Origin of the sequence: Actinomyces urogenitalis DSM 15434, from assembly GCF_000159035.1 — a bacterium.
Taxonomy (GTDB): Bacteria; Actinomycetota; Actinomycetes; order Actinomycetales; family Actinomycetaceae; genus Actinomyces; species Actinomyces urogenitalis.
In genome coordinates this window covers 376,617-399,989 of record NZ_DS999574.1, presented here as the reverse complement: position 1 = coordinate 399,989, position 23,373 = coordinate 376,617, and the positions used below count along the sequence as shown (strand labels likewise).

The window sequence follows — 23,373 nt, the reverse complement described above, 5'->3', positions numbered from 1 at the left end:
CACGGCCTTGGCTCGCTCGGTACGCGCGGGTGGGGACGGCGCGCGCTCCTGGCACGAGGAGGCCCGGCGTCTGGAGCGTGCTGCGGCCCACGGCCGCACGTTGGGCGGAGGCGAGGCCCTCGCCGCGGCCGTCGCTGAGGTGGCATCCCGCACGAGTCAGGCCCTTGGCCAGGCGCCGACCGCGAGCGTGGACGCCGTCGGCCTGGTCGCGGCCCTGGCTCATCCGCAGTGGATCGCCTGCCGCCGTGGTCCCCTGCCTGCAGCCGGTCAGGAGGCGAGGTACGTCGGGGTCGGAGGTGTGGGGATGCGCGTGGCAGCAGGCTCCCCTCTGGCAGCCTCCCAGTGGCTGGCGGTGGCTGAGGTTGACCGCGCGCCTGGACGCGCCGAGGCGCTGGTACGTGGTGGCGCCCCTGTTGACGAGGAGCTGGCGCTCGCCGTGGCTGCCAGGTGGCTGACCGAGCGCGAGGAGGTCAGCTGGGAGCAGGACCGGCTGCGAGCCCGCCGGGTCCGTGGCCTGGGCGCGATCACCCTGTCCCAGACGCCGCTGTCCGTGCCCTCGGCGCAGGCGGTGGCACGCGCCGTCGTCGAGCGCGGCAGCGAGGAAGGACTGGACTTCCTGCCCTGGGAGGTTGGCGAGCATCCTGCCGGCGTGCTGCGGGCGCGGCTCGCACTGCTGCACCGGGTGCTGGGGGAACCGTGGCCTGCCGTTGATGACGCGTCCCTGCTGGCGCGCGCCGAGGAATGGCTGGTACCAGCGGTCCGGGCGACGGCCGGCGCAGGCAGGCGCTTCGAGGTGGGACGCCTTGATCTCACGACGGCGCTGCGCACCCTCCTGCCCTGGCCACAGGCCGCCAGGCTCGACGAGCTGGCCCCCGAGCGCCTCACGGTTCCCTCAGGATCCCAGGTGCGGCTGAGCTACCTGGGTGAGCAGGGCGAGATGCTTGAGCGCCCCGTCCTGGCAGTGCGGGTCCAGGAGTGCTTCGGCTGGGCGAGCACTCCGCGGGTGGCTGACTCCCGCGTGGGCGTGCTGCTGCACCTCCTGTCTCCCGCACGCCGGCCCGTGGCCGTCACAGACGATCTGCGCTCCTTCTGGGAGGGGCCGTATCAGCAGGTGCGCCGCGAGCTGCGCGGACGCTACCCCAAGCACTCCTGGCCCGAGGACCCGTGGACGGCTCCGGCGATCCGGGGGACCAAGCGCCGGGGCTAGCTCTCCCCCTCCCCCGCTCGCCTCACCACCGGGGTTTTCTGCTCTGGACCGGGGGCTAGGCGCGGTGCAGTCCCCGGTCCAGAACACGAAACCCCGGTTCTGATGGTCCGGGCGCCGCGCACAATGAGTCCATGAGCGAGCTGCGCGACCTGTCCCGTCCCACCACCCCTTCCACTGCCGTCCAGGACCTCATGGCACGTGAGACGGCGGCACGGCAGGCCAGCGTGCCGCCCGCGCAGGAGCTCGCCGAGCAGGCCGGAGCAGATGCGGCGGCGCGCCAGCATCTGGCCGAGGTCATCACGGAGCTCAGCCCCCAGATCGTCGCCCTCTCACGTGATATCCACGCCCATCCGGAGGTCGGTTACACCGAGCACCACGCCGTCGCGGCTGTGGCTGGTGTGCTGCGACAGCACGGGATCGAGCCGGATGAGGCGGTCTTCGGGATGGATACGGCCCTGCGGGCGCAGGTCGGACCGCAGGAGGGCGTGGGCACGATCGCGATCCTGGCCGAGTTCGACGCTCTGCCCGGCATCGGCCACGGCTGCGGTCACAACGTCATGTGCGCCAACTCCGTGGGGGCCTTCCTCGCGCTGGCAGAGCTCGAGCGCCGTCAGCCCGGCACGCTGCCCGGCCGCGTCATCCTGCAGACCACCCCTGCTGAGGAGAGTGACACCGCCAAGGAGCGCCTGGCCGTGGCCGGCATGCTCGACGGCGTAGACGCCGCGATCCAGACCCACTCCTACGCCCACGACGTCGTCGACCAGCCCTGGCTCGGGGTGCGTCGGATCCGGGCTGTGTTCACCGGCGTGCCGGCGCATGCCGCCTCCCAGCCCTTCATGGGGCGCAACGCGCTGGACGCCGCCACCCTGGCCCTGACCGGGATCGGCCTGCTGCGTCAGCAGATCACGCCCTGGGACCGCCTCCACGCCGTCATGGTCGACGGCGGCCAGGTCGCCAACATCATCCCCGAGCGCACCGAGCTGTCGATGTTTGTGCGCTCGAAGTATGCCGCCACTCTCAAGGACCTGGTGGGACGGGTCGAGGACGTGCTGCGCGGGGCCGCGCTCATGACCGGCACGGGAGTGGAGATCATCACCGCGGACTACTCCAACGAGATGCCGGTGCGCGCCAACGGCCCGCTGCTTGAGTCCTGGACCCGCTCCCAGCGTGCCCGCGGCCGCGACCCGCTGGCGGCCGACGTCCTGCCCGAGCAGGTGGCCGCAGGCACCGACTTCGGCAACGTCTCCCAGCGGGTGCCAGGCATCCACCCGCTCATCAAGGTCACGCAGGACGGGGACGTGGCCCTGCACACGCGCGAGATGACGACGGCGGCAGGCTCCCCCACCGGCGACGCGGCGGCGGTCGACGGCGCCTACGGCCTGGCGGCGGTGGCGCTGGACTGGCTCTCGGACGCCGACCTGCGCGAGGCCGTGCGAGCCAACTTCGAGGCCAGCGGAGGCGTGGTCGACGTCGAGCACTTCTGGGACGAGTAAGCCCCTCCCCCTCAGGGCCGTGGCTTCGATAGAAGGACAGGCGCCGCCTCAGTCCGCCAGCGCCTGGCGCAGGACGTCCAGGCCCACGCTGCCCAGTCGCAGGGCGCGCATGTGGAAGTTCTTCAGGCTCGTGCCCCGGGCCACGGCCTCGTCACGCACCTGCTCCCACAGGCGCTGGCCGACGGCGTAGCTCGGCGCCTGCCCGGGCCAGCCGAGGTAGCGGTCGAGCTCGAAGCGCAGGAACCCTTCGCTCATCGCCACGTTCTCGCGCAGGAAGGCCCAGGCGGACCCGTAGTCCCAGCGGCCCTCGCCCACCCCGGGCAGACACGCCAGCTCAGCCGGGCGCTCCTTGCCCAGGTGCACGCCGATGTCGAGCACCACGCGCGCCGCGCGCAGCCGCTGGGAGTCAAGCATGCCCATCCGGTCGCCCGGGTCGTCCTGGAAGCCGAGGTCCGCCATGAGCTTCTCGGCGTACAGCGCCCAGCCCTCGCCGTGGCCGGAGACCCAGCAGCCCAGACGCCGCCAGGAGTTGAGCTCGTCGCGCACGTAGGTCTGCATCCCCACCTGCAGGTGGTGGCCAGGCACGCCCTCGTGGAAGACGGTTGTGCGCTCCTGCCAGGCGGCGAAGGTGTCAGTGCCCTCGGGCACGGACCACCACATCCGGCCCGGCCGGCTGAAGTCATCCGAGGGTCCGGTGTAGTAGATGCCGCCCGTGGCCGAGGGGGCGATCATGCATTCCAGCGTCCTGAGCGGGGCCGGGATGTCAAAGTGCGTGCCGTCCAGTGCAGTGATCGCCGCGTCAGAGGTCTCCTGCATCCACTGCTGAAGGGCCTTCGTGCCGTGGATGGAACGGGCCGGGTCCTCGTTCAGCCGGTCCAGGGCCTCACGTACGCTCGTGCCCGGCCCATAGAGCCGGCTCGCGATCTCCCGCTGCTCGGCGTCGATCGCCGCCAGGCGCTCGCGGCCCCACTCGTAGGTCTCGTCCAGGTCGACGACGGCGCCCAGGAACTCCCGGCTGAAGCGGGCGTAGCGCTCGCGCCCCACGCCGTCGGCCTCGCCCGAGCGCGGCTCGATCTCAGCCTCCAGCATCCGGGCCACGTCCTCGTAGCCCTGGCGCGCTGCCGCGGAAGCCTCCTCCAGGTCAGCCTTGAGGGCCTCAGGCAGCTCGGCGCCGTCGGCGAGCCTGGCCTGGCCGATGAGAGTCGTGTACGAGCTCGTGGCCGCCCCGGCCTGGTCCCGGGCCTGCTCGATGCAGGCGCGCACCTGGCGGCGGGCCGCGACGTCCCCGCGAGAGGCGGCCAGGCGCAACGAGGTGGCGTACTCACTTAGCGCGCGCGGGACGTCCCGCAGGCAGGAGGCGAAGTCTGACCAGTCCTCCTCGGTGGCCGTGGGCAGGTTGTCGAAGAGGTCACGCAGGCCTTGGATCGGCGAGGCGATGTTGTCCAGCGCGCGCAGACGCTCGCCAGCATCAGCCAGCTCGACACCCACCCCGAGCCGCTCGCGCATGGCCGCCACGGTGACGCGGTCGACGTCGTCAGCCGGCTGGACGCCGTCGAGCTCGGCCAGCGTGCTGCGGTCCAGCTCGGTGGCCTCCTGGAGGGCCTCGGGCGAGTAGCCGTCCAGGACGCCCCGCTTGCCGGGCAGTCCGACGGCGACGGCGAACTCTGGGGAGAGCTCGCACAGGCGGGTCATGTAGCGCTCGGCGACCTCGTCGACGGCGGTGGGGCGGCGCGCGGGCAGGGCCTGGGTCTCAGTCATGCCCCGAGGGTACGGCCCGCTGGCGCCACGCGCCGGTGATCTGGCCCTGCTCCGGCCGCCAGGCTCGGCGTCGGGCGGCGTACTCCTGGTGTTCACCTGCTGTCACGGCGTCGTCACCGCCACGACAGACCGGCTTGGAAGGCTCGCCCCATGAGCGAGACCATGACCCTCGTGTCACCCATCATCACCCCCGCTGATCTGCCCGCCCCGCGCACCACCACCGAGCCCTACCGGATCGTCATGGTCTGCACCGGCAACATCTGCCGCTCGGCCATGGCCGAGGTCGTCCTCATCGACCGCCTCACGGCTGCGGGCGTGCCCACGGACGGTGCCGACGGCGTCCTGGTCACCTCCGCGGGAGTCTCGGACGAGGAGCTGGGCAACCCCGTGGACCGGCGGGCCCGTCGGGTCCTGGCTAACCATGGCTACGGAGTCGGAGCCTCTCCGACCGATCGTGCATGCGCTGGCGCCATCGCCACGCACCACGCCCACCGGCTGTCTGACCGCGAGCTCGCCGACGCCGACCTCCTGCTGGCCATGACCTGCGGACATCACCGCGAGATGACACGCCGTGCCGAGCGGCTGGGCCTGGACGCCTCACGAATCCGGATGTTCCGCGAGCTGGATCCTCACGCTCTTGCCCAGCGTCAGGAGCTCGCCGAGGGCGCCGGAGCATGCTACAGCCTCGATGTGCCCGATCCCTGGTACGGGACGGTGGAGGACTTCGTGGAGACCCTGGAGGTCGTCGAGCGCGTGAGCGACGCCCTCACCCCCGCGCTGGTCGAGCTCGCTGCTGGATCTAGCCCAGACGGGCGGTGAGCCAGCCCGTCAGTGCCTGCAGGTACTGCGTCCGCGCGGGCTCAGGCGAGAGCGCCAGGTCGTGAACGCCTCCCTCGATCTGGCGCACTGTGACGTCGTTGCCCAGGTAGGGCGCCCGGTCAAGCATCTGGTCCACGCTGAGGACGACGTCGCAGCGCAGTGCCTCCTCACGCGTCGCCTCGGCCCCGGCCGACGCCGTCGAGCAGCACAGCAGGATCGGGACCTCGATGCCGAGTCCGTGGTGGACCTCGCGCTGAAGCCTGCGGATACCCGCCAGGAACCCTGCCCGGACCGGGAAGGACGGACTGGGTTTGAGGGTGAGGTCCCAGTCCCACTCCCCGCCCCACTGCCGGTGAAGGCTGTGGGCGTACAGGTCAGCGTCCTCGGCCTCAGCCTCGGCCGGGTTGTCAATGACTCGCTCCGGGGCACGCCGTGAGAGCAGGTCGACAAAGGCCGAGCCGTAGGAGCGAATGAGGGCGGAGGAGTTGAGGTCCAGCCACGGGGAGTTGAGAGTCAGGGCCTCGACGCTGCCCGGATGGTCAGCGGCCCAGATGACAGCCTGCAGCCCGCCGGTTGAGTGGGCGTTGAGGACGACGACGTCATGGCCGTGCTCCTGCCGAATGATCCGCAGGGCCTCAGCGATCTCCTCGTCATGGACGCGCAGGTCACGCACGTCGTGGGGCGACCAGTAGCCCAGCCCCGCCCGCCCGCAGGCGCGCAGGTCCAGGGCGTAGAACTCGTAGCCAGCCTCGTCCAGCGCGTCAGCCACCCAGGTCTGGAAGAAGTAGTCGCTGCGACCGTGGAGATAGAGCACGGCGCGAGCGTGACGCGGCCGCACGCCGTCGGCCGGCTCGGCCTGGCGGCGGTAGACCAGCATGGCGTGGTCAGCACCTGGGGCCGCCTCGGACTCGGTGACGGGGATCCTGCGGGCGAGCCAGGGCTGGCCCAGGATGTCAGTGGTGACGTTGGCGCTGGTGGCACTCATGCACTGATCCTGGCACCGTGGCAGGAGTGTGCGCAGCCGTTTTTCGCCCGTGGCTGCCATGGCCGACCTCGCCGGGGCCAGCGTGACCTTCATCCCTCTGCACCGCGCGTACTTGAACGGCCCGCTGGACGCTGCCTATCGTTGCCATGACCATCCAGAGCAACCGAGAGACCTGGCTCGACGACGTTGCAGCAACCCCCGCTCATGCGGTGAGGGTGCTTCCGCCAGGACCGATGGAGGAGCTATGAGCGCAGTCTCACCACATTTCACCGCCATCGACGTCCCTGCTGGCCCCGATGCAGCGGACGCCGGTGCGGCCGCAGGCGGGGAGCCGATGATCTCCCTCAAGGACGTCCACAAGGTCTACCGCCTCTCCGACGGCAGCGAGGTCCGCGCGCTGGACGGGCTGAGCCTGGAGATCCAGCCCGGCACGATCCACGGCATCGTCGGCACCTCCGGCGCAGGCAAGTCCACCCTGGTGCGCTGCCTGACCAGCCTGGAGCCGGTGACCAGCGGTACCGTGCGCGTGGCCGGCAAGGACATGTCCTCCTTGTCCGCCCGCGAGCTGCGCGAGGCCCGCCGCTCGATCGGCATGGTCTTCCAGCACGCCAACCTCCTGGAGCAGCGCACGACGGCGCAGAACATCGCCTACCCGCTGGCGATGGCGGGCGTGCGCAAGGGCTCGCGCCACGAGACCGTGGAGAAGATGCTGGACCTGGTGGGTCTGGCCGACCGCGGCGCCTCCTACCCGGCCCAGCTGTCCGGGGGCCAGAAGCAGCGCGTGGGAATCGCGCGGGCCCTGTCGGACCAGCCCTCGGTGCTGCTGTGCGATGAGCCGACCAGCGCCCTCGACCCGGAGACCACGCGCTCCATCCTGGAGCTCATCCGGGACGTGCGCGACCGCCTGGGCGTCACCGTCGTCATCATCACCCACGAGATGAGCGTGGTCCGCGCGATCTGCGACTCCGTGAGCCTGCTGGAAGCCGGCCGTATCGTCGAGTCCGGGCCCATCGAGGAGGTCGTCTCGGACGTCACCTCGCGCCTGTCCCACGAGCTCGTCCCGGTCCCTGTCATCCCCGACGCCGCGGTGCACGAGGGCGAGGCCGTCATCGACGTCGCCCTGACCGCTCACCCCGGTCAGCCCGCCGCCGCCCAGGTCCTCGCCCTGGTGGCCGAGCAGGGCGCTGACGTAGCAGGCGGCGTCTTCGAGACCCTTGGCCAGGCACAGGTCGGACGCCTGGCACTGACTCTTCCCGCTGAGCGCACGCAGGCCGCCCTTCAGGCCCTGCGAGGTGCCGGCGTCGTCGCGGAGGTGCGCGCATGAGCGTCCTGACTACTGCCCTGACCAGCCCCCTTGCGACCGGGCTGCTCGCCGCCGCCGAGGACGGCACCTGGTTCGAGCGCAAGGTCATTCAGCGCAAGCTCGTCTCGGCGACCATGGAGACCCTGGGCATGACCTTCGTGTCCGGGGCGCTGACCATCGTCTTCGGCCTGCTGCTCGGCCTGGCGCTCGTGTCCACCGGCAAGCGCGGTCAGCACCGCAACCGGACCGTCTACGAGGTCCTGTCCCAGATCGTCAACTTCGGCCGCTCGATGCCCTTCATCATCCTGCTGGTCGCGATCATGAGCTTCACGCGCTTCCTGCTGGGGACCTCGATCGGCTGGCAGGCCGCCTGCGTCCCGCTGACAGTGGGTGCGATCCCCTTCTACGCCCGCCTGGTCGAGACCGCGATCTACGACGTCGACCGCGGCAAGGTCGAGGCGGCACTCATGATGGGAGCCTCGGGGCGCCAGATCACCTGGGGCGTGCTCGTGCGCGAGGCGCTGCCCGCCCTCATCTCCTCGGCCACCGTCACCATCGTCACGCTGCTGGGCTACTCCGCCATGGCCGGCACCGTGGGCGGCGGAGGCCTGGGTGACCTCGCGATCCAGTACGGCCACAACCGCAACTGGACGGACGTCATCATCATCACCGTCGTCGTCATCGCCGTCATCGTGGCGATCATCCAGGTGCTGGGCGACGCCCTGGCGCGCCTGGCCGACCACCGCTGACGTCTCCTGACTCGCTACCGCCGTCGTCATCCGAACCTCGGCGGCGGGTGCCATACCCACCACAAGCCTCCTGACCCAACCAAGAGAATAGGAACCCACGCCATGTCCCTCACAATCTCCCGTCGCTCCGCCGTCGCCGGCGGCCTGGCAACCGCCCTGGCCGCTACGCTCGCCGCCTGCGGCAAGAGCTCCGACTCCGCCTCCAGCTCCTCGACCGCCTCGGCTGCCTCCGGCAGCTCCGACGGCGAGGTCGACGGCATCACCGTTGACGGCGACGTCACCACCATCTCGGTGGGCGCCACCCCCAACCCGCACGTCGAGATGCTGCAGTGGATCCAGGACAACCTGGCTGCCGACGCCGGTCTCAAGCTCGACATCGTCGAGATCACCGACTACCAGACCCCCAACTCCTCCCTGGATGACGGCTCCCTCGCGGCGAACTTCTACCAGACCCCCAACTTCCTCAAGCAGCAGGAGGAGGAGAAGGGCTACGACTTCGAGGCCATCGCCGACGTCCACATTGAGCCGATGGGCCTGTACTCCTCGAAGTACAAGTCGGTTGACGAGATCCCCGACGGCGGCACGATCGTCCTCAACAACGACCCGGCCAACACCGCCCGCGGCCTGAAGCTCCTGGAGCAGGCTGGACTGATCAAGCTGGACGAGTCCGTTGAGATGCCCTCGGACCTCGACGTCACCGAGAACTCCAAGAACCTCACCTTCACCACGGTCGACGGCGCCCAGGTCGCTCGCACCATGGAGGACGCCGACGCCGCGGTCATCAACGGCAACTACGCCCTGGAGGCCGGGCTCAAGCCCAACGAGGACGCCCTGGTGCTGGAGAAGGCGGAGGGCTCCCCCTACGCCAACCAGCTCGTGGTGCGCGCGGCGGACAAGGACAACGAGTCCCTCAAGAAGCTCGCCGAGCTCATGAACGCCGACGCCTTCCGCACCTGGATCGAGGAGAACTGGACCGACGGCTCGGTCCTGCCCGCCTTCTGATCCTCTGCGGACCTTCTGGCCCGACGCGTCGCCCGTCCTGCGCCTACCTGCGCGGGGCGGGCGACGTCGTCTCCCTGACAACGACGGCGGGGCGCAGCCGGGTGCCGCGCCCCGCCGTCGGCGAGGTTGAGGAGGTAGGCGTCAGGTGAGCCGGCTGGCTCAGTCGACGATGCCGTAGAGGCGGTCGCCGGCGTCGCCCAGGCCCGGGACGATGTAGGCGTGCTCGTTGAGGTGATCGTCAACGGCAGCGGTGACCACCGTGACGTTGGCACGCTCGCCCACCGACTCCTCCAGCTGCTTGACGCCCTCAGGCGCGGAAATGAGGCAGATCGCGGTGACGTCCCGGGCGCCACGCTCCAGGAGGTAGTCGATGGCGGCCACGAGGGTGTGGCCCGTGGCGAGCATGGGGTCGATGACGAAGCACTGCCGTCCGGACAGGTCCTCCGGCAGGCGGTTGGCGTAGGTCTCCACCTCCAGGGTGTCCTCGTCGCGCTTCATACCGAGGAAGCCGACCTCGGCGGTGGGAAGCAGGCGGGTCATTCCCTCCAGCATGCCCAGGCCGGCGCGCAGGATCGGGACGACGATCGGACGAGGGTCAGCCAGGTGGCGGCAGTTGGCGACCGCGACCGGGGTCTGGATCTCAACCTCCTCGGTGCGCACGTCGCGCGTGGCCTCATAGGCCAGGAGTGTCACCAGCTCGTCGACGAGCTGGCGGAAGACGGCGGACGGAGTCTCCTTGTCTCGCAGGACGGAGAGCTTGTGGTCAATGAGCGGGTGGTCAGCAACGTGCAGGCGCATGGTCCAAGCCTACGGCGTGGGGATCGCTCATCGCCGCCCGGAGGGAGCTGAGCCTGCCAGGACCGGGATGCGGGGCTGAGACAGGTTGTGGGAGGCTCGAGGCGTGAGCATCACTGAGGAGTGCTACGGCCGGGCGATGAGCCGGGCGCTTGAGCTGGCCCGAGCGGCAGCAGAGGACGCAGAGGTGCCTGTGGGCGCCGTCGTCCTCGATCCTGGCGGCCGGGTGATCGCCGAGGCCGCGAACGCCCGCGAGACCGAGCACGATCCGACGGCGCACGCTGAGGTCCGGGCGCTGCGTGCGGCTGGCGCGCGGCTGGCGGACTCGCATCTGGACGGGTGCACGCTGGTGGTCACGTTGGAACCGTGCACGATGTGCGCCGGGGCGATCCAGCTCGCGCGGCTCCAGCGTGTGGTCCTGGGGGCGTGGGAGCCCAAGACCGGAGCGTGCGGGTCTGTGCGTGACGTGCTGCGGGACCCGCGTGCGAACCACCAGGTTGAGGTAGTCGCCGGCGTGGGGGCCTCGGAGTCAGAGGCGCTGCTGCGCGAGTTCTTTGCCCGGCGCCGGTGAGGCGACAGCGGATCAGGCGCCGCAGCGCAGCGGAGCAGCGGAAGGAGGATCCGCTACCTCAGGCGCTGGCGTGAGCGACCTCGCAGCGCGATGGAATTGGGGATAGGCACGGTGACGTGTACCCTCGATCTGCGAGGTAGTGTGTCCGAGCGGCCGAAGGTGCAGATCTCGAAAGTCTGTGTGGTTCATAGCCACCCTGGGTTCGAATCCCAGCACTACCGCCACGGGAAGCCCCGCCATTCCAACGAAAAGTCGGAGTGGCGGGGCTTCTGCGTGTAGCGCGTGCAACCCGCGTGCAACAACGGGAAGACCTTGAGGAACAGGTGCCCTCTCACGGGAGGTTCCTGGTCTCTCACAGGAGAGCGTCTCCGGGTCACGAGGCTAGGTGCCAGTAGTGTGTTGACCGCCTTCACCCGGCAACTCTCCCCCAGAACACTGCTGTCCGCTGCTGGGGAGGAGAGGAGTCAGGGAGGGGGTGAGGGCCGTGCCGAGACAACCGAAAGGCCGTCACGCACACGTCCGCGAGACAACGGACACGGCCCGGACGGTGAGCGTCATGTTGAACGCAGTCGCTCACGTCATCCGGGCCGTTGCTGTCCTTGTGGATGCCCTCAGTGAGTGGTTCAAGTAGCCGCTCACTATCGGGGCCTCACCTGGTTGCAGCCGGGTGAGGCCCCACCATTATCGCCGCCCACCTCCCTCAGATTCAAGAGGACGCCGGGCACAAGGAGAAGTGGTCGGGGTTGAAAGTAGTACTAGTACCTTCAAACCCGGCACGCTCCAAGGGTATCCAGGCGTACGCAAAGACACCCCCTGTGTCCCACCTCAAGGGCGAGACGACGGTGAGGCTGTAACGAAAAAACTCCCGCAATCGCCCTGTACGGGCACGAGACCACGCCCTCCCTCCGGGGGGGCGCGGCGGCGGGTGCCGGAGCCCCTACGGGCCTGCCAGCAGCGTCCTAGAGGCCCAAAAAACAGAAGGTTCACGACGCACGCAGTGCCGGGGCTGCTATCCAGCGGTTCCAGGGAGACCCAGGGAGGGGGAGGCACCCCCACCCCCTCACCCTTCGCATCGCTCCGCGTATAGGCACTCGGATTCTGTACGGGTTTGAGAGTCGCCCTGAGGGCACGGCCCCGGCGGCATAGCGGGATCTCTCCCCGCCGTTTTTCTCCACCGGCTCCCCAAACAGGGGTACGCGATGATTGCCTGCCCTCCAGCAACAAGCCCCCTGGGATACACCTCACCCCGGCCCCTTGCTCCGCGAGCGCGAGGGCGTGAATCTTTGAACCCCTCACGCACTTCCTGCCGCTCCCCGCGGTCTGCGCACAGCGCCGTTCGCTCCCTCCCCCGGGGTATCGAAAGCATGGACATCCTCAGCAAAGACGGGTGCGGCCCCGCAACCGGTCTGGTCACAGGGCCGCTGTCGAGAAATGCCGAGCACGCCGGAAGCGACGAGGGGGGTGAAAGCAGCGCAAGCCCCCCCGTCACCGGCTCAGGAGGCCTTGGCGGCCTCCTTCTGCTCCTGTTCTGCACGAGCCTCGGCAGCTCCCGCCTCGATCTTGTGGGCCGCCAGGTAGGCCAGGGCCACGAAGACGGCCCCACCCACGATATTTCCGGCACCCACGATGAGGATGTTGCGGGCCGCCGCGGCCAGGGTCCCGCCGTCGACCCCCTCGAAGATGCCCAGGGCGAAGGTCGTCATATTGGCCACGACGTGCTCGAACCCGGAGGTCACGAAGGCTGCCAGGCACCACGCCATGGCGATCATCTTGGCGACCTCGCTGGTGGATCGGGTCACGCACCAGATCGCCAGGCACACCAGGACGTTGCACATGATGCCGCGGGCAAAGAGCTGGATCGCGGTGTAGTGGCTGCCCTTGTTGAGCACGGCGGCGGCCAGCATCGCGCCGCCTGCCGTCTCAGGCCCGAGCACACCTGAGAGGTGGACCAGGTAGGCCAGGACGATCGAGCCTAGGAGGTTGCCCACGAGCATGAACAGCAGGACGCCGACTCCCTTGGCCCAGGTGATGGACTTGCGCGCCCCGCCGATCGTGAAAGTCATCATGGCGCTGGTCGCGAGCTCACCGCCGGCGAAGACGCACAGGATGAGTCCGATGCCGAAGACGAGGCCGCCTACAAGCGGCGCCCAGGGGTCGCCAGCCTCCTTCATGGGGCCTGCAGCGGTGAACATGAAGACGTCGGCGATCCCGATGTAGGCGCCGGCGAGCATGGTGGAGATGAGGAAGGGGAAGGGCTTACGTGCTCCGCCGGTACGGGTCACGGCGTAGCCGCCCTGGTACTCGACGTTCTGGGTGACAGTCAGCATAGGAAGATGATCCCTCACCCTGGGGCTGCACGCATGACTTTCGACCCAGACGCCGGAGCTGGCAGGGTCGGCACCGGGCCGGTCGCCCCCCAGCGCGGTCAGTCCGGGATGATGAAGGAACAGCCGAGGGCAAAGGGGAAGCCCGGCTGGAGGATCGCGTCGACGACGGGCTGCGCCATGGCGACCAACCGCTCAAGGTCGAGGGACTGCTGGGCAGGGTCGGCGTGCGCACCGTGGGTCCTGGTATCCGCCAGGAGGCTGGCGTAAGGCACGTCGAGGTCGAGCAGCGCCATGCCGCCGGAGTGCTGGGCCTGCTCCCACGCCCCGCCCTCCATCTCCAGCAGGGTGCCGAGGTGGAAGTGCAGCACGCCGTCGTCGTCAACCTCGCTGGGTGCCGAGAGCAGGTGGTGGGCCTCAGGATCATGGGGGGCCCGAAGCGTGAACAGGAGGATGGCGCGGTCACGCGCGGCGCGCAGCATGAGCCGGGCGATATGGACCGAAAAGCCGGTGATGTCAAAGTCGCCAGCGGTCACCCCCATCGCCTCCTCGATGCTCAGCGGTGCCGACAACGGCACCGGAGCACCCGTGCCCGGGTCGTTGATCGCCCGGCGTCCCGACGGCGTGATGGCCTTGAGCATGAGGACCGGGCCGACGGCGCAGCCAGGCTCCGCCCCTGACGCTGCGGCGGCGTCGTCCAGCACGGGGCACGCATCAGCGTCAGGTGCGGTAGGAGGAAGGAGCGTGCCGGTCTCAACGCGCTCGCTCCAGCCCTCAGGGACGGGCGAGGGCCCGTCCTCCGTCTCGACGTGCCCCAACCCCAGGACCTGGGCGAGGTCGGTGCCGTCTGTGGGACGGTGCCAGGTGATCTCAGCGCCGTCGTGCCAGATCGGGACGACGCCGTTAAAGGGCACCCCGAAGCGCACGTGCTGCGGACCAGTGGGGGCAGCAGCGGCCGTCAGGTCATGGTCGGCGTCGTCCTGCGGCGGAAGGCCGGGGATCGCAGGCTCCATCGGGTCCTGCGATCCGTGCCTGTCCCGATCCGCTCGCCCCACGAAGTACTCGCTCATAACCACAAGCCTACGGGCTGAAGAACATCAGGCCTCGTTCAGCAGGACGTCCAGCACCTCAGGTGCCACGAAACGCCTGGGGTGCCAACCAGGTACAGGTCCCTCTCACTTTCCGGGCCATACGGTCCGTTGATGACTAACAAGTGGCACTTGTCAGTCATCAAAGCCGTCTCGATGCCACACATCGCCCCTGTCCCAGACACGACAAGACGTGTGTGCTCCCCGAGCGCACAGGCTCGGGGAGCACACACGTGTTGCAGGATCGGCTCAGTCGAGCGTCAGAAGTCCCAGTCCTCGTCCTCGGTGGCCTCGGCGGTGCCGATGACGTAGGAGGAGCCGGAGCCGGAGAAGAAGTCGTGGTTCTCGTCCGCGTTCGGGGACAGCGAGGCGAGGATCGCAGGGTTGACGTCCACGGCGTCGGCCGGGAACAGCGCCTCGTAGCCCAGGTTCATCAGCGCCTTGTTGGCGTTGTAGCGCAGGAACTTCTTGACGTCCTCAGTCAGGCCGAGCTCGTCATAGAGGTCCTCGGTGTACTGCTCCTCGTTGTCGTACAGCTCCATGAGCAGGTCGAAGGTGTAGTCCTTGAGCTCCGCCTGGCGCTGCGGGGAGGACTCGCGCACGGCCAGCTGGTACTTGTAGCCGATGTAGTAGCCGTGGACGGCCTCGTCGCGGATGATGAGGCGAATGAGGTCCGCGGTGTTGGTCAGCTTGGCGTGGCTGGACCAGTACATGGGGGCGTAGAAGCCGGAGTAGAAGAGGAAGGACTCCAGCATGGTCGAGGCGACCTTGCGCTTCTCCGGGTCATCACCGCGGTAGTAGTCCAGGATGATCTTGGCCTTGCGCTGCAGGTTCTCGTTCTCCTCGCTCCAGCGGAAGGCCTCGTCGATCTCCGCGGTGGAGATGAGGGTGGAGAAGATCGAGGAGTAGGAGCGCGCGTGCACCGACTCCATGAAGGCGATGTTGGTGTACACGGCCTCCTCGTGGGGCGTACGAGCGTCCGGGATCAGCGAGACCGCACCCACCGTGCCCTGGATCGTGTCCAGGAGGGTCAGCCCCGTGAACACACGGGTGGTCATGTTCTTTTCCGCCTCATTGAGCGTGGCCCAGGACTGGACGTCGTTGGACAGCGGAACCTTCTCCGGCAGCCAGAAGTTACCGGTCAGACGGTCCCAGACCTCCAGATCCTTGTCGTCAACGAGGCGGTTCCAGTTGATCGCCTGGACGCGGTCGATGAGCTTGATCGGCTCCGGCATGGGCTTCCTCCGTGATGGTGCGAGCGTGGTCTCATGCTACCGATCAGCACCGAGCAGAACAGGCCGCCCCCGCCCGGCAAATCTCACCTGTGCCGGTCACCTCACCGACGCCTCACCATGCGCCCACCCCGCGCTCATCAGGTCCCGCCCGCCTTCGGTGCGACCCCAGGGCCCTCATACTGAGGTCCATGAGCCGTTCCTCCGCCTTCACGCCTCGCCTGCCGTCCCTGGTGACCCGGCTGAACGCCATGCTCGACGACGGCGCCGACCGTATCGTCGTCGGGCTCGCCGGCGCGCCGGGCTCCGGCAAGTCCACCCTGGCGCGACTGCTTGCACGCCGCCTGGACGAGCGCGGCCTGCTGGCTGGCGAGGTGCCCATGGACGGCTTCCACATGTCCAACGCCGTGCTCGACCAGCTCGGCCGTCACGGGCGCAAGGGGGCACCCGACACCTTCGACGTGGCCGGATACCTGGTCATTCTCGACCGCATCCGGCGCACCGGTCCCGACGGCCCCGCCGAGGTCCTCGCCCCGGTCTACCGACGCGACCTGCACGAGCCGGTAGCCGCAGGCACGCGGGTGCAGGGGCGCGGCGTCGTGGTCACCGAGGGCAACTACCTGGCCCTGGACTCCGGCGGCTGGGAGGGCGTGCGGGAGCGGATCGACCTGCTCATCATGCTTGAGGTCCCTGAGCACCATCTCATCACCCGCCTGATCCGCCGTCACAAGTCCTGTCGCACGCACGCGGACGCCGCCCACTGGGTGCGAGCCGTTGACGTCCCCAACAGCCGCCTCGTGGCGGCCTGCGCCGGACGCTGTGACGAGGTGTGGCACCTGGAGGAGCAGGACTGAGCGGCCGCGCACCGAGCACGGCCACCGCTGAAGGCTCCCGGCTCCTACCCTGGAGCCATGCAGGTCACCCGGCATGAGATCTTCCAGACCAGCCTCATCACCGCCCTCGCCCAGGGCGTCTACGAGGATGAGATGACCCTGGCCGAGCTGCTGGGGCACGGCTCCTTCGGGATCGGCACCTTCAACGAGCTCGACGGCGAGATGGTGGTGCTGGGCGGCACCTGCTACCGCCTGCGCTCGGACGGATCGGTGAGCGTACCGGACCTGAGTGAGCGCACGCCCTACGCCGTCGTGACCAACTTCGTGCCGACGATCCGACGCACCATCACGGGGCCGCTGAGCCGCCAGGAGTTCTCGCAGGTCGTGGACGGCCTGGTCCCCAGCTCGAACTACATGTACGCCCTTCAGGTCACGGGCCGCTTCGAGTGGGCCAGCGCCCGCACGGTCGAGCGTCAGGAGCGGCCCTACCGCCCGATGGTCGAGGCCACCGACGGCGAGGAGGTCGTGGTGCGCCGGGACTTTGCGGGCACGATCGCGGGCTTCCGCACGCCGCTGTATGAGTCAGGGATCTCCGTGGCCGGTTGCCACGCGCACGTCATCAATGACGAGCGCAGCTGGGGCGGGCACCTGGTGGACTTCGTCCTGGCCGAGGGACGGGTCGAGCTGTGCCTGGGCACGGACTTCCGCCTGTGTCTGCCGCTGACCGAGGAGTTCGGCGCCGCGGACCTGAGTGAGGACATGAGCGAGGAGATCAAGCAGGTCGAGCACCACTGACGCCCAGACGCTGGAACCACGCGCGTTGGGAACGACGGCGGGGCTCGCCTTCCGCGTGGAAGGCGAGCCCCGCCGTCGTCAGCCGCTGACCACGAGCCGAGGCCTCAGAGCATGCAGGACACGCAGCCCTCGACCTCGGTGCCCGTGAGCGCCGCCTGGCGCAGACGGATGTAGTAGAGGGTCTTGATGCCCTTGCGCCAGGCGTAGATCTGGGCCTTGTTGACGTCTCGCGTGGTCGCGGTGTCAGGGAAGAAGAGCGTCAGGCTCAGTCCCTGATCCACGTGCTGGGTGGCCACGGCGTAGGTGTCGATGATCTTCTCGGGGCCGATCTCGTAGGCGTCCTGGTAGTACTCCAGGTTCTCGTTAGTCATGTAGGGCGCCGGGTAGTAGACGCGCCCGATCTTGCCCTCCTTGCGGATCTCGATCTTGGCCACGATCGGGTGGATCGAGGAGGTCGAGTTGTTGATGTAGGAGATCGAGCCGGTCGGCGGGACCGCCTGGAGGTTGCGGTTGTACATGCCGGTCTCCCGGATCCGCTTGGCCAGGGCCGCCCAGTCCTCGCGGGTGGGGACCGTGATCGAGGAGCGCTCGAACAGCTCCTTGACCTTGTCCGTGACCGGCAGAAAGTCCTGGGCCGTGTACTTCTCGAAGAACGCCCCCGAGTAGTAGTCCGAGTCCTCGAAGCCCACGAAGGACTCCCCGCGCTCGACCGCCAGCTCGTTGGTGGCCGTCAGGGCTGCGTAGAGCACGCAGGCGAAGTAGACGTTGGTGAAGTCCAGGCCCTCCTCGGAGCCGTAGAAGATGCGCTCGCGCGCCAGGTAACCGTGCAGGTTCATCTGCCCCAGGCCGATGGCGTGAGACTCGTGGTTGCCACGGTTGATCGAGGGTACCGAGGGCAGGTCCACCTGGTCGGAGACGGCGGTGAGTCCTCGCACGGCGGTGCGGATGGTGCGCATGAAGTCCGGGGAGTCCATCGTCTTGGCGATGTTGAGGGATCCCAGGTTGCAGGAGATGTCCTTGCCCACGTGCGCGAAGGACAGGTCCTCGTTGAGCGTGGAGGCCTCAGAGACCTGCAGGATCTCCGAGCACAGGTTGGACATGATGACCTTGCCCTTGATGGGGTTGGCCTTGTTGACCGTGTCCTCGAACATGACGTACGGGTAGCCGGACTCGAACTGGATCTCGGCCAGGGTCTGGAAGAACTGGCGAGCGTCAATACGGGTCTTGTGGATGCGCGGGTCGTCCACCATCTCCCGGTACTTCTCCGTCACCGAGATGTCGGAGAAGGGCACCCCGTAGACGCGCTCGACGTCGTAGGGGCTGAACAGGTACATCGGCTCCTTGTTCTTGGCCAGCTCGAAGGTGATGTCCGGGATGACCACGCCCAGCGAGAGGGTCTTGATGCGGATCTTCTCGTCCGCGTTCTCACGCTTGGTGTCCAGGAACCGCATGATGTCCGGGTGGTGGGCGTGCAGGTACACCGCCCCCGCCCCCTGGCGGGCACCGAGCTGGTTGGCGTAGGAGAAGGAGTCCTCCAGCAGCTTCATCACCGGCACGACGCCGCTGGACTGGTTCTGGATGCGCTTGATGGGCGCGCCCATCTCACGCAGGTTGGTCAGCAGCAGGGCCACGCCGCCTCCGCGCTTGGACAGCTGGAGGGCAGAGTTGATCCCGCGGGCGATGGACTCCATGTTGTCCTCGATACGCACGAGGAAGCAGGAGACAGGCTCACCACGCTGAGCCTTGCCCTCATTGAGGAAGGTGGGGGTGGCCGGCTGGAAGCGACCGGTCATCATCTCCTCAACCAGGTCCAGGGCAAGCTGCTCGTCACCGTCAGCCAGGGCCAGGGCCACCATGGACACCCGGTCCTCAAAGCGCTCGAGGTAACGCTTGCCGTCAAAGGTCTTGAGCGTGTACGAGGTGTAGTACTTAAAGGCGCCCAGGAAGGTCTGGAAACGGAACTTGTGGGCGTAGGCGGCCTTGAAGACCTGCTTGACGAAGTCCGGGGAGTACTTGTCCAGGATGTGGCCCTCGTAGTAGCCCTCCTCGACCAGGTACTCCAGCTTCTCCTCCAGGTCGTGGAAGAACACGGTGTTCTGGTTGACGTGCTGGAGGAAGTACTGGCGCGCAGCCTCGTGATCGGCGTCGAACTGGATCTGCCCGTTCGCGTCGTAGAGGTTCAGCTTGGCGTTGAGGGCGTGGTAGTCGAGGCTCGGGTCAACAGTCTCCGAGCCGGTGTCCGTCAGCGTGTCTGCCAAAACGTGTCCAATCCTTCTTTGACGCGTGCCACGTCAGTGGGGGTGCCGAGGAGCTCGTAGCGGTACAGGAAGGGCACCTTGAGCTTGGCGGAGATGATGTCACCGGCGATGCAGTAGGCCTCGCCGAAGTTGGTGTTGCCAGAGGAGACCACTCCCCGGCACAACGCGCGGTTGTCCGGGTTGTTGAGGAACTTGATGACCTGCTTGGGGACAGCGCCGCGAATGCTGCCACCCCCGTAGGTGGGGACAACAAGCACGTACTCACGGTCCACCGTGAGCGGCTCCTCCTTGGGACGCAGTGGGATCCGCGCACTCGGGTAACCCAGCTTGGTGACAAAGCGGTGCGTGTTCTCCGAGGTGGAGGAGAAGTAGACGAGGAAGGGGCCGTCGTCGGCCTCAGTCCCCGAGGCGGCTGAGGCCGACGACGCAGCCTCGTTCTGCGTGGTCGAGGCGCTCACGACTGCGGGTCGCCCCGTCTCAGATCGCGACGGCCTCGACGGCGGAGGTCAGGGCCTTGATCTTGTCCGGGCGGAAGCCAGACCAGTGGTCCCCACCAGCCATGACGACCGGCGCCTGGGCGTAGCCGAGAGCCTTGACCTGCTCCAGCGCCTCGACGTCCACCGAGATGTCCACCGTGGAGTACTCCAGGCCAGCCTTGTCCAGGGCACGGTAGGTGGCGTTGCACTGGACGCAGTTGGGCTTGCTGTAGACGGTGATCGCCATATCAGTCACTTCCTGGCTCTGGTCTGGACGGGTGGTCAATGTGGTTCCGCACGCCTGACCGAGGGGCACCCTGGCGGGATTCCAGCGGTGTAAGCACACGGATGTAGTTCGCGGGAGGGCAAGGGCGCCTCGCGAAGCAAGACACTACCCCTTGGGGTAGGGGCACGCCATCACCCCAAGATGATGTGGCCAGTGTGTCGTTGTGCATCACAACCTTCCTTCCTGTGGACAGCTCACGTACCCCTGTGGGTAAGTGCGGCCGGAGGGCCTCATGCACCCTCGACCACCCCCCTGTTGGCAGGTCCGTGAAACGGCAGAACCATCGTCCCCTGGGGGTACGACACAAATTCCCGCACTCAACCCACAGGCACCCACCCCACCCCCATCCCTCCTGTCCCCACCCTGGGGACAAACTCGGCAAACTCACCTTGCTCACACCCCCGGCCTCGGCGTGTCGCCCGCACCCCAGGCCACAGACCCACCGTGCTACGTTCCACATATCTCACCGCACCCCACATCGGCCTCACAGCCGAGCAAGGAGGAGGACATGGAGGCTGCTCGACGCCGCGAGGCGATCCTCACCCGGCTCTCCCAGGCCAGCACGCCCGTAGCCGCCGCCACGCTCGGCGAGGAGATGGGCGTCTCCCGCCAGATCGTCGTCGGCGACGTCGCCCTCCTGCGGGCCGCAGGGCACCCCGTGCGCGCCACCAACCGCGGATACGTCCTAGCTCGCCCGTCCCGCGCCCCCAGGCGCTCAGTCGCCGTGCGACACAACAGCAGCGAGACTGCCGCCGAGCTGCGAGCCGTCCTGGCAGCCGGCGGAACCGTGCTGGACACCTCCATCGAGCACGGCCTGTACGGACAGATCACCGTTGACCTCCTCATCCGCTCACCCGAGGACCTGGAGGACTTCCTCACCCGCCTGGACCGGGCGCCGGGAGCCACTCCCCTGTGCACCCTCACCGACGGCTGGCACACCCACACGATCGAGGCTGAGAGCGAGGAGGTGCTCGACGCCGTCGAGCAGGCCCTGGACAGGCTCGGTTTCCTCCAGAAGCAGGTCTGAGGCAGCCGAGCTCCACTGCCAGACCAGACGAGCACCACCCCACACCCACCCACTTCCCACTCAGTCCACACACAGGTCACACGCCCTTCACAGGCACTTCACGGACTTGCCTCGTTCACTCAGGTCATCACCACTACGACTCGAGGAGTCCGTCCATGAGCCTGACCACGCTCGCCTATATCGGCGTCGATCTCATCGCCCTCGCGGTCCTCGTCGGCGCCCTCTACCTGCCACGTCACGGGCGTAAGGACCTCCTGGCTGCCTACGTCGGCGTCAACGTCGGCGTCCTCGCAGTCACTCTCCTGCTGTCCTCCGCCTCGGTGGGAGCGGGCCTGGGCCTCGGCCTCTTCGGGGTCCTGTCCATCATCCGCCTGCGTTCGGCGGAGATCTCCCAGGGCGAGATCGCCTACTTCTTCGCGGCCCTCGCCATCGGCCTGCTCGGTGGCATCCAGACCGCCTCGCTGCCACTGGTCGCCATGCTCATGGGCCTCATCGTGGTGGCGCTCGCCGTCGTCGACAGTCCGCGCCTGCTGCCACGTCACCGCCACCAGGTCATCTTGCTGGACCGCGCCTTCGCCGATGAGAGCGCCCTGCGCAGCCACCTGGAGAGCCTGCTTGGCGCGCAGGTCCGTTCCCTGGTGGTGCAGCGTCTCGACCTGGTCAACGACATCACGTTGGTGGACGTGCGATACAAGGTCCTGGCACGTCGCGCCGGCTCTGCCGCTGTGCCGTCGCACTCTGCTTCCTCCGCCGCGACGGCGGCCGGCGAGGCGTGGACCGCGCCGACCCAGCTCGCTGACGTCCCGCGTTCCTACCAGCCGCGCACCGCCCACCCGGCTGCCTAGCGAGAGGGGCCATCATGGAGGTGCTCAGGACCGGCGACCTGCGCCCGATCTCGCTGGAGGAGCTCAACGCCGCCGCCAGCCTCCTCACCCGCGTCGACCGCAAGTACCTCGTGCCAGCCCACGTGGCCCAGGGACTCGTGCAGGCACTCGCGCCGCGCGCTCGGGTGCTTGAGATCGAGGGCACGCGCAGCTTCTCCTACGCCTCGACCTACTTCGACACCCCTGCACTGGAGAGCTACCTGGCCGCAGCCCGCAAGCGCCGTCGTCGTTTCAAGGTCCGCACGCGCAGCTACCTCGACTCCGGGCTGACCTTCCTAGAGGTCAAGACCCGCGGTGCGCGCGGTGCCACCGTCAAGAAGCGGGTGCCTTACGGGGCCGACGATGCCGACCGCCTCACGCCGCCTGGGCGCACCTTCGTCGCCCAGCGCCTGGGCGAGGCCGGGATCATCCCTACGGCTGCCGGTCGCCTGGAGCCGGTCATGGCCACCACGTACTCGCGCAGCACCCTGCTGCTGCCCGACGACGACGCCCGCCTCACGCTGGACACCCGCCTGACGTGGCAGGAGGCCCTGCCAGGCGGTGGCCGAGGGGCACGCCGCACGGCTCACGGTCTCGTGGTGGCGGAGACGAAGAACCCGGCCACGCCCTCACCGGCCGACCGCTGGCTGTGGGCCGCCGGGTACCGGCCGGCAACGATCTCGAAGTACGCCACCGGGATGGCAGCGCTGCACCCGCAGCTGCCGTCCAACAAGTGGCACCGGATCCTCGGTAGAGAGCTGGCGGCCGCCTGCCAACACTGAGCGGGCCTGCTGCGAGTACGCACCGTGACGGTGCGGCCTCGCGGCAGGCCCGCTCAGCTATCTGAGGACTCAGTGGGCGCGCTTGCGCGCGGTCACCGCAGCCGCTCCGCCCAGGCCAGCCAGGGCGATGACGGCGACCCCGAGGCCGAGGGCGTCAACACCGGTCTTGGCCAGGCTCTTGCCCTTGACGACCTTGGTGGTCTTCTTGCCACCGGCGGCCTTGTCGGCAGGCTTGTTCGTACCCTGCTCACCGGCGGGAGCGCTCCCGTTGTCGGTGTTGCCACCAGGCTGCCGAGGCTTGTCCGTGCCGCCGTTGCCAGGCTGCTCGGTACCACCGCTGTCCGAACCACCGTTGCTGGGCTGGTCGGTCCCGCCATTGTCGGAGCCACCGTTACCCGGCTCCTCCGGAGTGGTGGACTTCGCAACGACCGTGACGGTCGCCTTGACCGGGAAGCGCTTGGTCTGCGAGGCGGCCTCTGTATCACGATCCATGGCAGCAGCCGGCAACGCCACCGTCACTGTGCCGTTGACGGCGAAGACGTTCTCCTCGGCGTACTTCGCCTCTGCGTAGTCATCCCAGGTCACAACCTCGTCGGTCTCGTCTCCGTTGCTCCAGATCACCGTGACAGTCGTGGGGAGCTCAGGGCGGGTACCAGCGATGGTCTTGACCGCGATCTCATCCGCCGCGGGCTTGACCGGCTCGGCCGGAGCCACGACGACGGTCACT

General features: G+C 68.4%; 22 protein-coding genes, 1 tRNA gene and 1 riboswitch. Of the genes, 13 read left to right on the top strand and 10 right to left on the bottom strand.

Features of this window, described 5'->3' with window-relative positions; all coding sequences use genetic code 11:
* Nucleotides 1–1,207: ATP-dependent helicase C-terminal domain-containing protein (locus HMPREF0058_RS01655; RefSeq protein ID WP_006547916.1), on the top strand; the 1,207-nt coding region annotated here is incomplete at its 5' end.
* Between the two features lie 131 nt (nucleotides 1,208–1,338).
* Nucleotides 1,339–2,700, top strand: coding sequence for an amidohydrolase (locus HMPREF0058_RS01650; protein WP_006547915.1), 1,362 nt, complete (start codon nucleotides 1,339–1,341; stop codon nucleotides 2,698–2,700).
* 48 nt (nucleotides 2,701–2,748) lie between these two features.
* Here the strand turns inward: HMPREF0058_RS01650 and HMPREF0058_RS01645 are convergent, their stop codons facing one another.
* A complete protein-coding gene (locus tag HMPREF0058_RS01645; RefSeq protein WP_006547914.1) occupies nucleotides 2,749–4,458 on the bottom strand; it encodes a DUF885 domain-containing protein in 1,710 nt (569 codons plus the stop codon).
* 150 nt (nucleotides 4,459–4,608) lie between these two features.
* On the opposite strand from HMPREF0058_RS01645, the gene HMPREF0058_RS01640 reads away from it, so the two are divergent.
* On the top strand, nucleotides 4,609–5,277 hold the full coding sequence (locus HMPREF0058_RS01640) for a low molecular weight protein-tyrosine-phosphatase (protein ID WP_006547913.1): 669 nt from the start codon (nucleotides 4,609–4,611) through the stop codon (nucleotides 5,275–5,277).
* Here HMPREF0058_RS01640 and HMPREF0058_RS01635 read toward each other — a convergent pair.
* Nucleotides 5,258–6,262: an alpha/beta hydrolase gene (locus tag HMPREF0058_RS01635; RefSeq protein ID WP_034235003.1), complete on the bottom strand. Its 1,005-nt coding sequence runs from the start codon at nucleotides 6,260–6,262 to the stop codon at nucleotides 5,258–5,260. The genes HMPREF0058_RS01640 and HMPREF0058_RS01635 overlap by 20 nt on opposite strands.
* Before the next feature lie 147 nt (nucleotides 6,263–6,409).
* Nucleotides 6,410–6,502, top strand: a riboswitch (SAM riboswitch).
* A gap of 4 nt (nucleotides 6,503–6,506) precedes the next feature.
* Here HMPREF0058_RS01635 and HMPREF0058_RS01630 point away from each other — a divergent pair.
* From HMPREF0058_RS01630 to HMPREF0058_RS01620, 3 genes are all read left to right on the top strand, one after another.
* Nucleotides 6,507–7,586 carry a methionine ABC transporter ATP-binding protein gene (locus tag HMPREF0058_RS01630; protein ID WP_050765629.1) on the top strand — a complete coding sequence of 360 codons (1,080 nt, stop codon included), beginning with the start codon at nucleotides 6,507–6,509 and terminating at the stop codon, nucleotides 7,584–7,586.
* The gene (locus HMPREF0058_RS01625) at nucleotides 7,583–8,314 is read left to right on the top strand and encodes a methionine ABC transporter permease (protein WP_006547910.1); all 732 of its coding nucleotides are present in this window, start codon (nucleotides 7,583–7,585) and stop codon (nucleotides 8,312–8,314) included. Before HMPREF0058_RS01630 ends, HMPREF0058_RS01625 begins: the two co-directional genes overlap by 4 nt.
* 102 nt (nucleotides 8,315–8,416) lie before the next feature.
* Nucleotides 8,417–9,316: a MetQ/NlpA family ABC transporter substrate-binding protein gene (locus HMPREF0058_RS01620; protein WP_006547909.1), complete on the top strand. Its 900-nt coding sequence runs from the start codon at nucleotides 8,417–8,419 to the stop codon at nucleotides 9,314–9,316.
* Nucleotides 9,317–9,475: 159 nt separating this feature from the next.
* Here HMPREF0058_RS01620 and upp read toward each other — a convergent pair whose 3' ends face one another.
* Entirely contained in the window at nucleotides 9,476–10,114 is a 639-nt protein-coding gene (gene upp, locus HMPREF0058_RS01615; RefSeq protein WP_006547908.1) for a uracil phosphoribosyltransferase, read from the bottom strand.
* A gap of 136 nt (nucleotides 10,115–10,250) precedes the next feature.
* Between upp and tadA the strand changes: the two genes are divergently transcribed.
* Nucleotides 10,251–10,682: a tRNA adenosine(34) deaminase TadA gene (gene tadA, locus HMPREF0058_RS01610; RefSeq protein WP_048682659.1), complete on the top strand. Its 432-nt coding sequence runs from the start codon at nucleotides 10,251–10,253 to the stop codon at nucleotides 10,680–10,682.
* 135 nt (nucleotides 10,683–10,817) lie between these two features.
* A tRNA-Ser gene (locus HMPREF0058_RS12530) sits at nucleotides 10,818–10,906 on the top strand.
* A gap of 1,269 nt (nucleotides 10,907–12,175) precedes the next feature.
* On the opposite strand, the gene HMPREF0058_RS01605 is transcribed toward HMPREF0058_RS12530, so the two are convergent.
* The 3 genes from HMPREF0058_RS01605 to nrdF form a co-directional block, all read right to left on the bottom strand.
* Nucleotides 12,176–13,009: a formate/nitrite transporter family protein gene (locus HMPREF0058_RS01605; protein WP_006547906.1), complete on the bottom strand. Its 834-nt coding sequence runs from the start codon at nucleotides 13,007–13,009 to the stop codon at nucleotides 12,176–12,178.
* Between the two features lie 98 nt (nucleotides 13,010–13,107).
* The gene (locus tag HMPREF0058_RS01600) at nucleotides 13,108–14,076 is read right to left on the bottom strand and encodes a hypothetical protein (protein ID WP_006547905.1); all 969 of its coding nucleotides are present in this window, start codon (nucleotides 14,074–14,076) and stop codon (nucleotides 13,108–13,110) included.
* 278 nt (nucleotides 14,077–14,354) lie between these two features.
* Nucleotides 14,355–15,329: a class 1b ribonucleoside-diphosphate reductase subunit beta gene (nrdF, locus tag HMPREF0058_RS01595; RefSeq protein WP_006547904.1), complete on the bottom strand. Its 975-nt coding sequence runs from the start codon at nucleotides 15,327–15,329 to the stop codon at nucleotides 14,355–14,357.
* Between the two features lie 188 nt (nucleotides 15,330–15,517).
* Here nrdF and HMPREF0058_RS01590 point away from each other — a divergent pair, with 188 nt between their 5' ends.
* Both HMPREF0058_RS01590 and budA read left to right on the top strand, forming a co-directional pair.
* Complete coding sequence (locus HMPREF0058_RS01590) at nucleotides 15,518–16,180, top strand: nucleoside/nucleotide kinase family protein (protein WP_006547903.1); 663 nt, start codon at nucleotides 15,518–15,520, stop codon at nucleotides 16,178–16,180.
* Nucleotides 16,181–16,237: 57 nt separating this feature from the next.
* Nucleotides 16,238–16,954: an acetolactate decarboxylase gene (gene budA / locus HMPREF0058_RS01585; RefSeq protein WP_006547902.1), complete on the top strand. Its 717-nt coding sequence runs from the start codon at nucleotides 16,238–16,240 to the stop codon at nucleotides 16,952–16,954.
* Between the two features lie 104 nt (nucleotides 16,955–17,058).
* On the opposite strand, the gene nrdE is transcribed toward budA, so the two are convergent.
* Genes nrdE through nrdH form a run of 3 tightly spaced genes read right to left on the bottom strand, consistent with a single transcriptional unit; the run spans nucleotide 17,059 to nucleotide 19,935 of the window.
* Nucleotides 17,059–19,212, bottom strand: coding sequence for a class 1b ribonucleoside-diphosphate reductase subunit alpha (gene nrdE / locus HMPREF0058_RS01580; protein WP_006547901.1), 2,154 nt, complete (start codon nucleotides 19,210–19,212; stop codon nucleotides 17,059–17,061).
* Nucleotides 19,197–19,670 carry a class Ib ribonucleoside-diphosphate reductase assembly flavoprotein NrdI gene (gene nrdI, locus HMPREF0058_RS01575; protein ID WP_006547900.1) on the bottom strand — a complete coding sequence of 158 codons (474 nt, stop codon included), beginning with the start codon at nucleotides 19,668–19,670 and terminating at the stop codon, nucleotides 19,197–19,199. Before nrdI ends, nrdE begins: the two co-directional genes overlap by 16 nt.
* A gap of 19 nt (nucleotides 19,671–19,689) precedes the next feature.
* Complete coding sequence (gene nrdH, locus HMPREF0058_RS01570; RefSeq protein ID WP_006547899.1) at nucleotides 19,690–19,935, bottom strand: glutaredoxin-like protein NrdH; 246 nt, start codon at nucleotides 19,933–19,935, stop codon at nucleotides 19,690–19,692.
* A 547-nt stretch (nucleotides 19,936–20,482) separates the two neighbouring features.
* Here nrdH and HMPREF0058_RS01565 point away from each other — a divergent pair.
* From HMPREF0058_RS01565 to HMPREF0058_RS01555, 3 genes are all read left to right on the top strand, one after another.
* The gene (locus tag HMPREF0058_RS01565; RefSeq protein ID WP_006547898.1) at nucleotides 20,483–21,001 is read left to right on the top strand and encodes a transcription repressor NadR; all 519 of its coding nucleotides are present in this window, start codon (nucleotides 20,483–20,485) and stop codon (nucleotides 20,999–21,001) included.
* A gap of 155 nt (nucleotides 21,002–21,156) precedes the next feature.
* The gene (locus tag HMPREF0058_RS01560) at nucleotides 21,157–21,846 is read left to right on the top strand and encodes a DUF4956 domain-containing protein (protein WP_006547897.1); all 690 of its coding nucleotides are present in this window, start codon (nucleotides 21,157–21,159) and stop codon (nucleotides 21,844–21,846) included.
* Nucleotides 21,847–21,860: 14 nt separating this feature from the next.
* The gene (locus HMPREF0058_RS01555; protein WP_006547896.1) at nucleotides 21,861–22,646 is read left to right on the top strand and encodes a polyphosphate polymerase domain-containing protein; all 786 of its coding nucleotides are present in this window, start codon (nucleotides 21,861–21,863) and stop codon (nucleotides 22,644–22,646) included.
* A 69-nt stretch (nucleotides 22,647–22,715) separates the two neighbouring features.
* Here HMPREF0058_RS01555 and HMPREF0058_RS01550 read toward each other — a convergent pair.
* Nucleotides 22,716–23,373, bottom strand: a 658-nt coding sequence (locus HMPREF0058_RS01550; protein ID WP_169305802.1) for an Ig-like domain-containing protein, incomplete at its 5' end; no start/stop codon positions are given.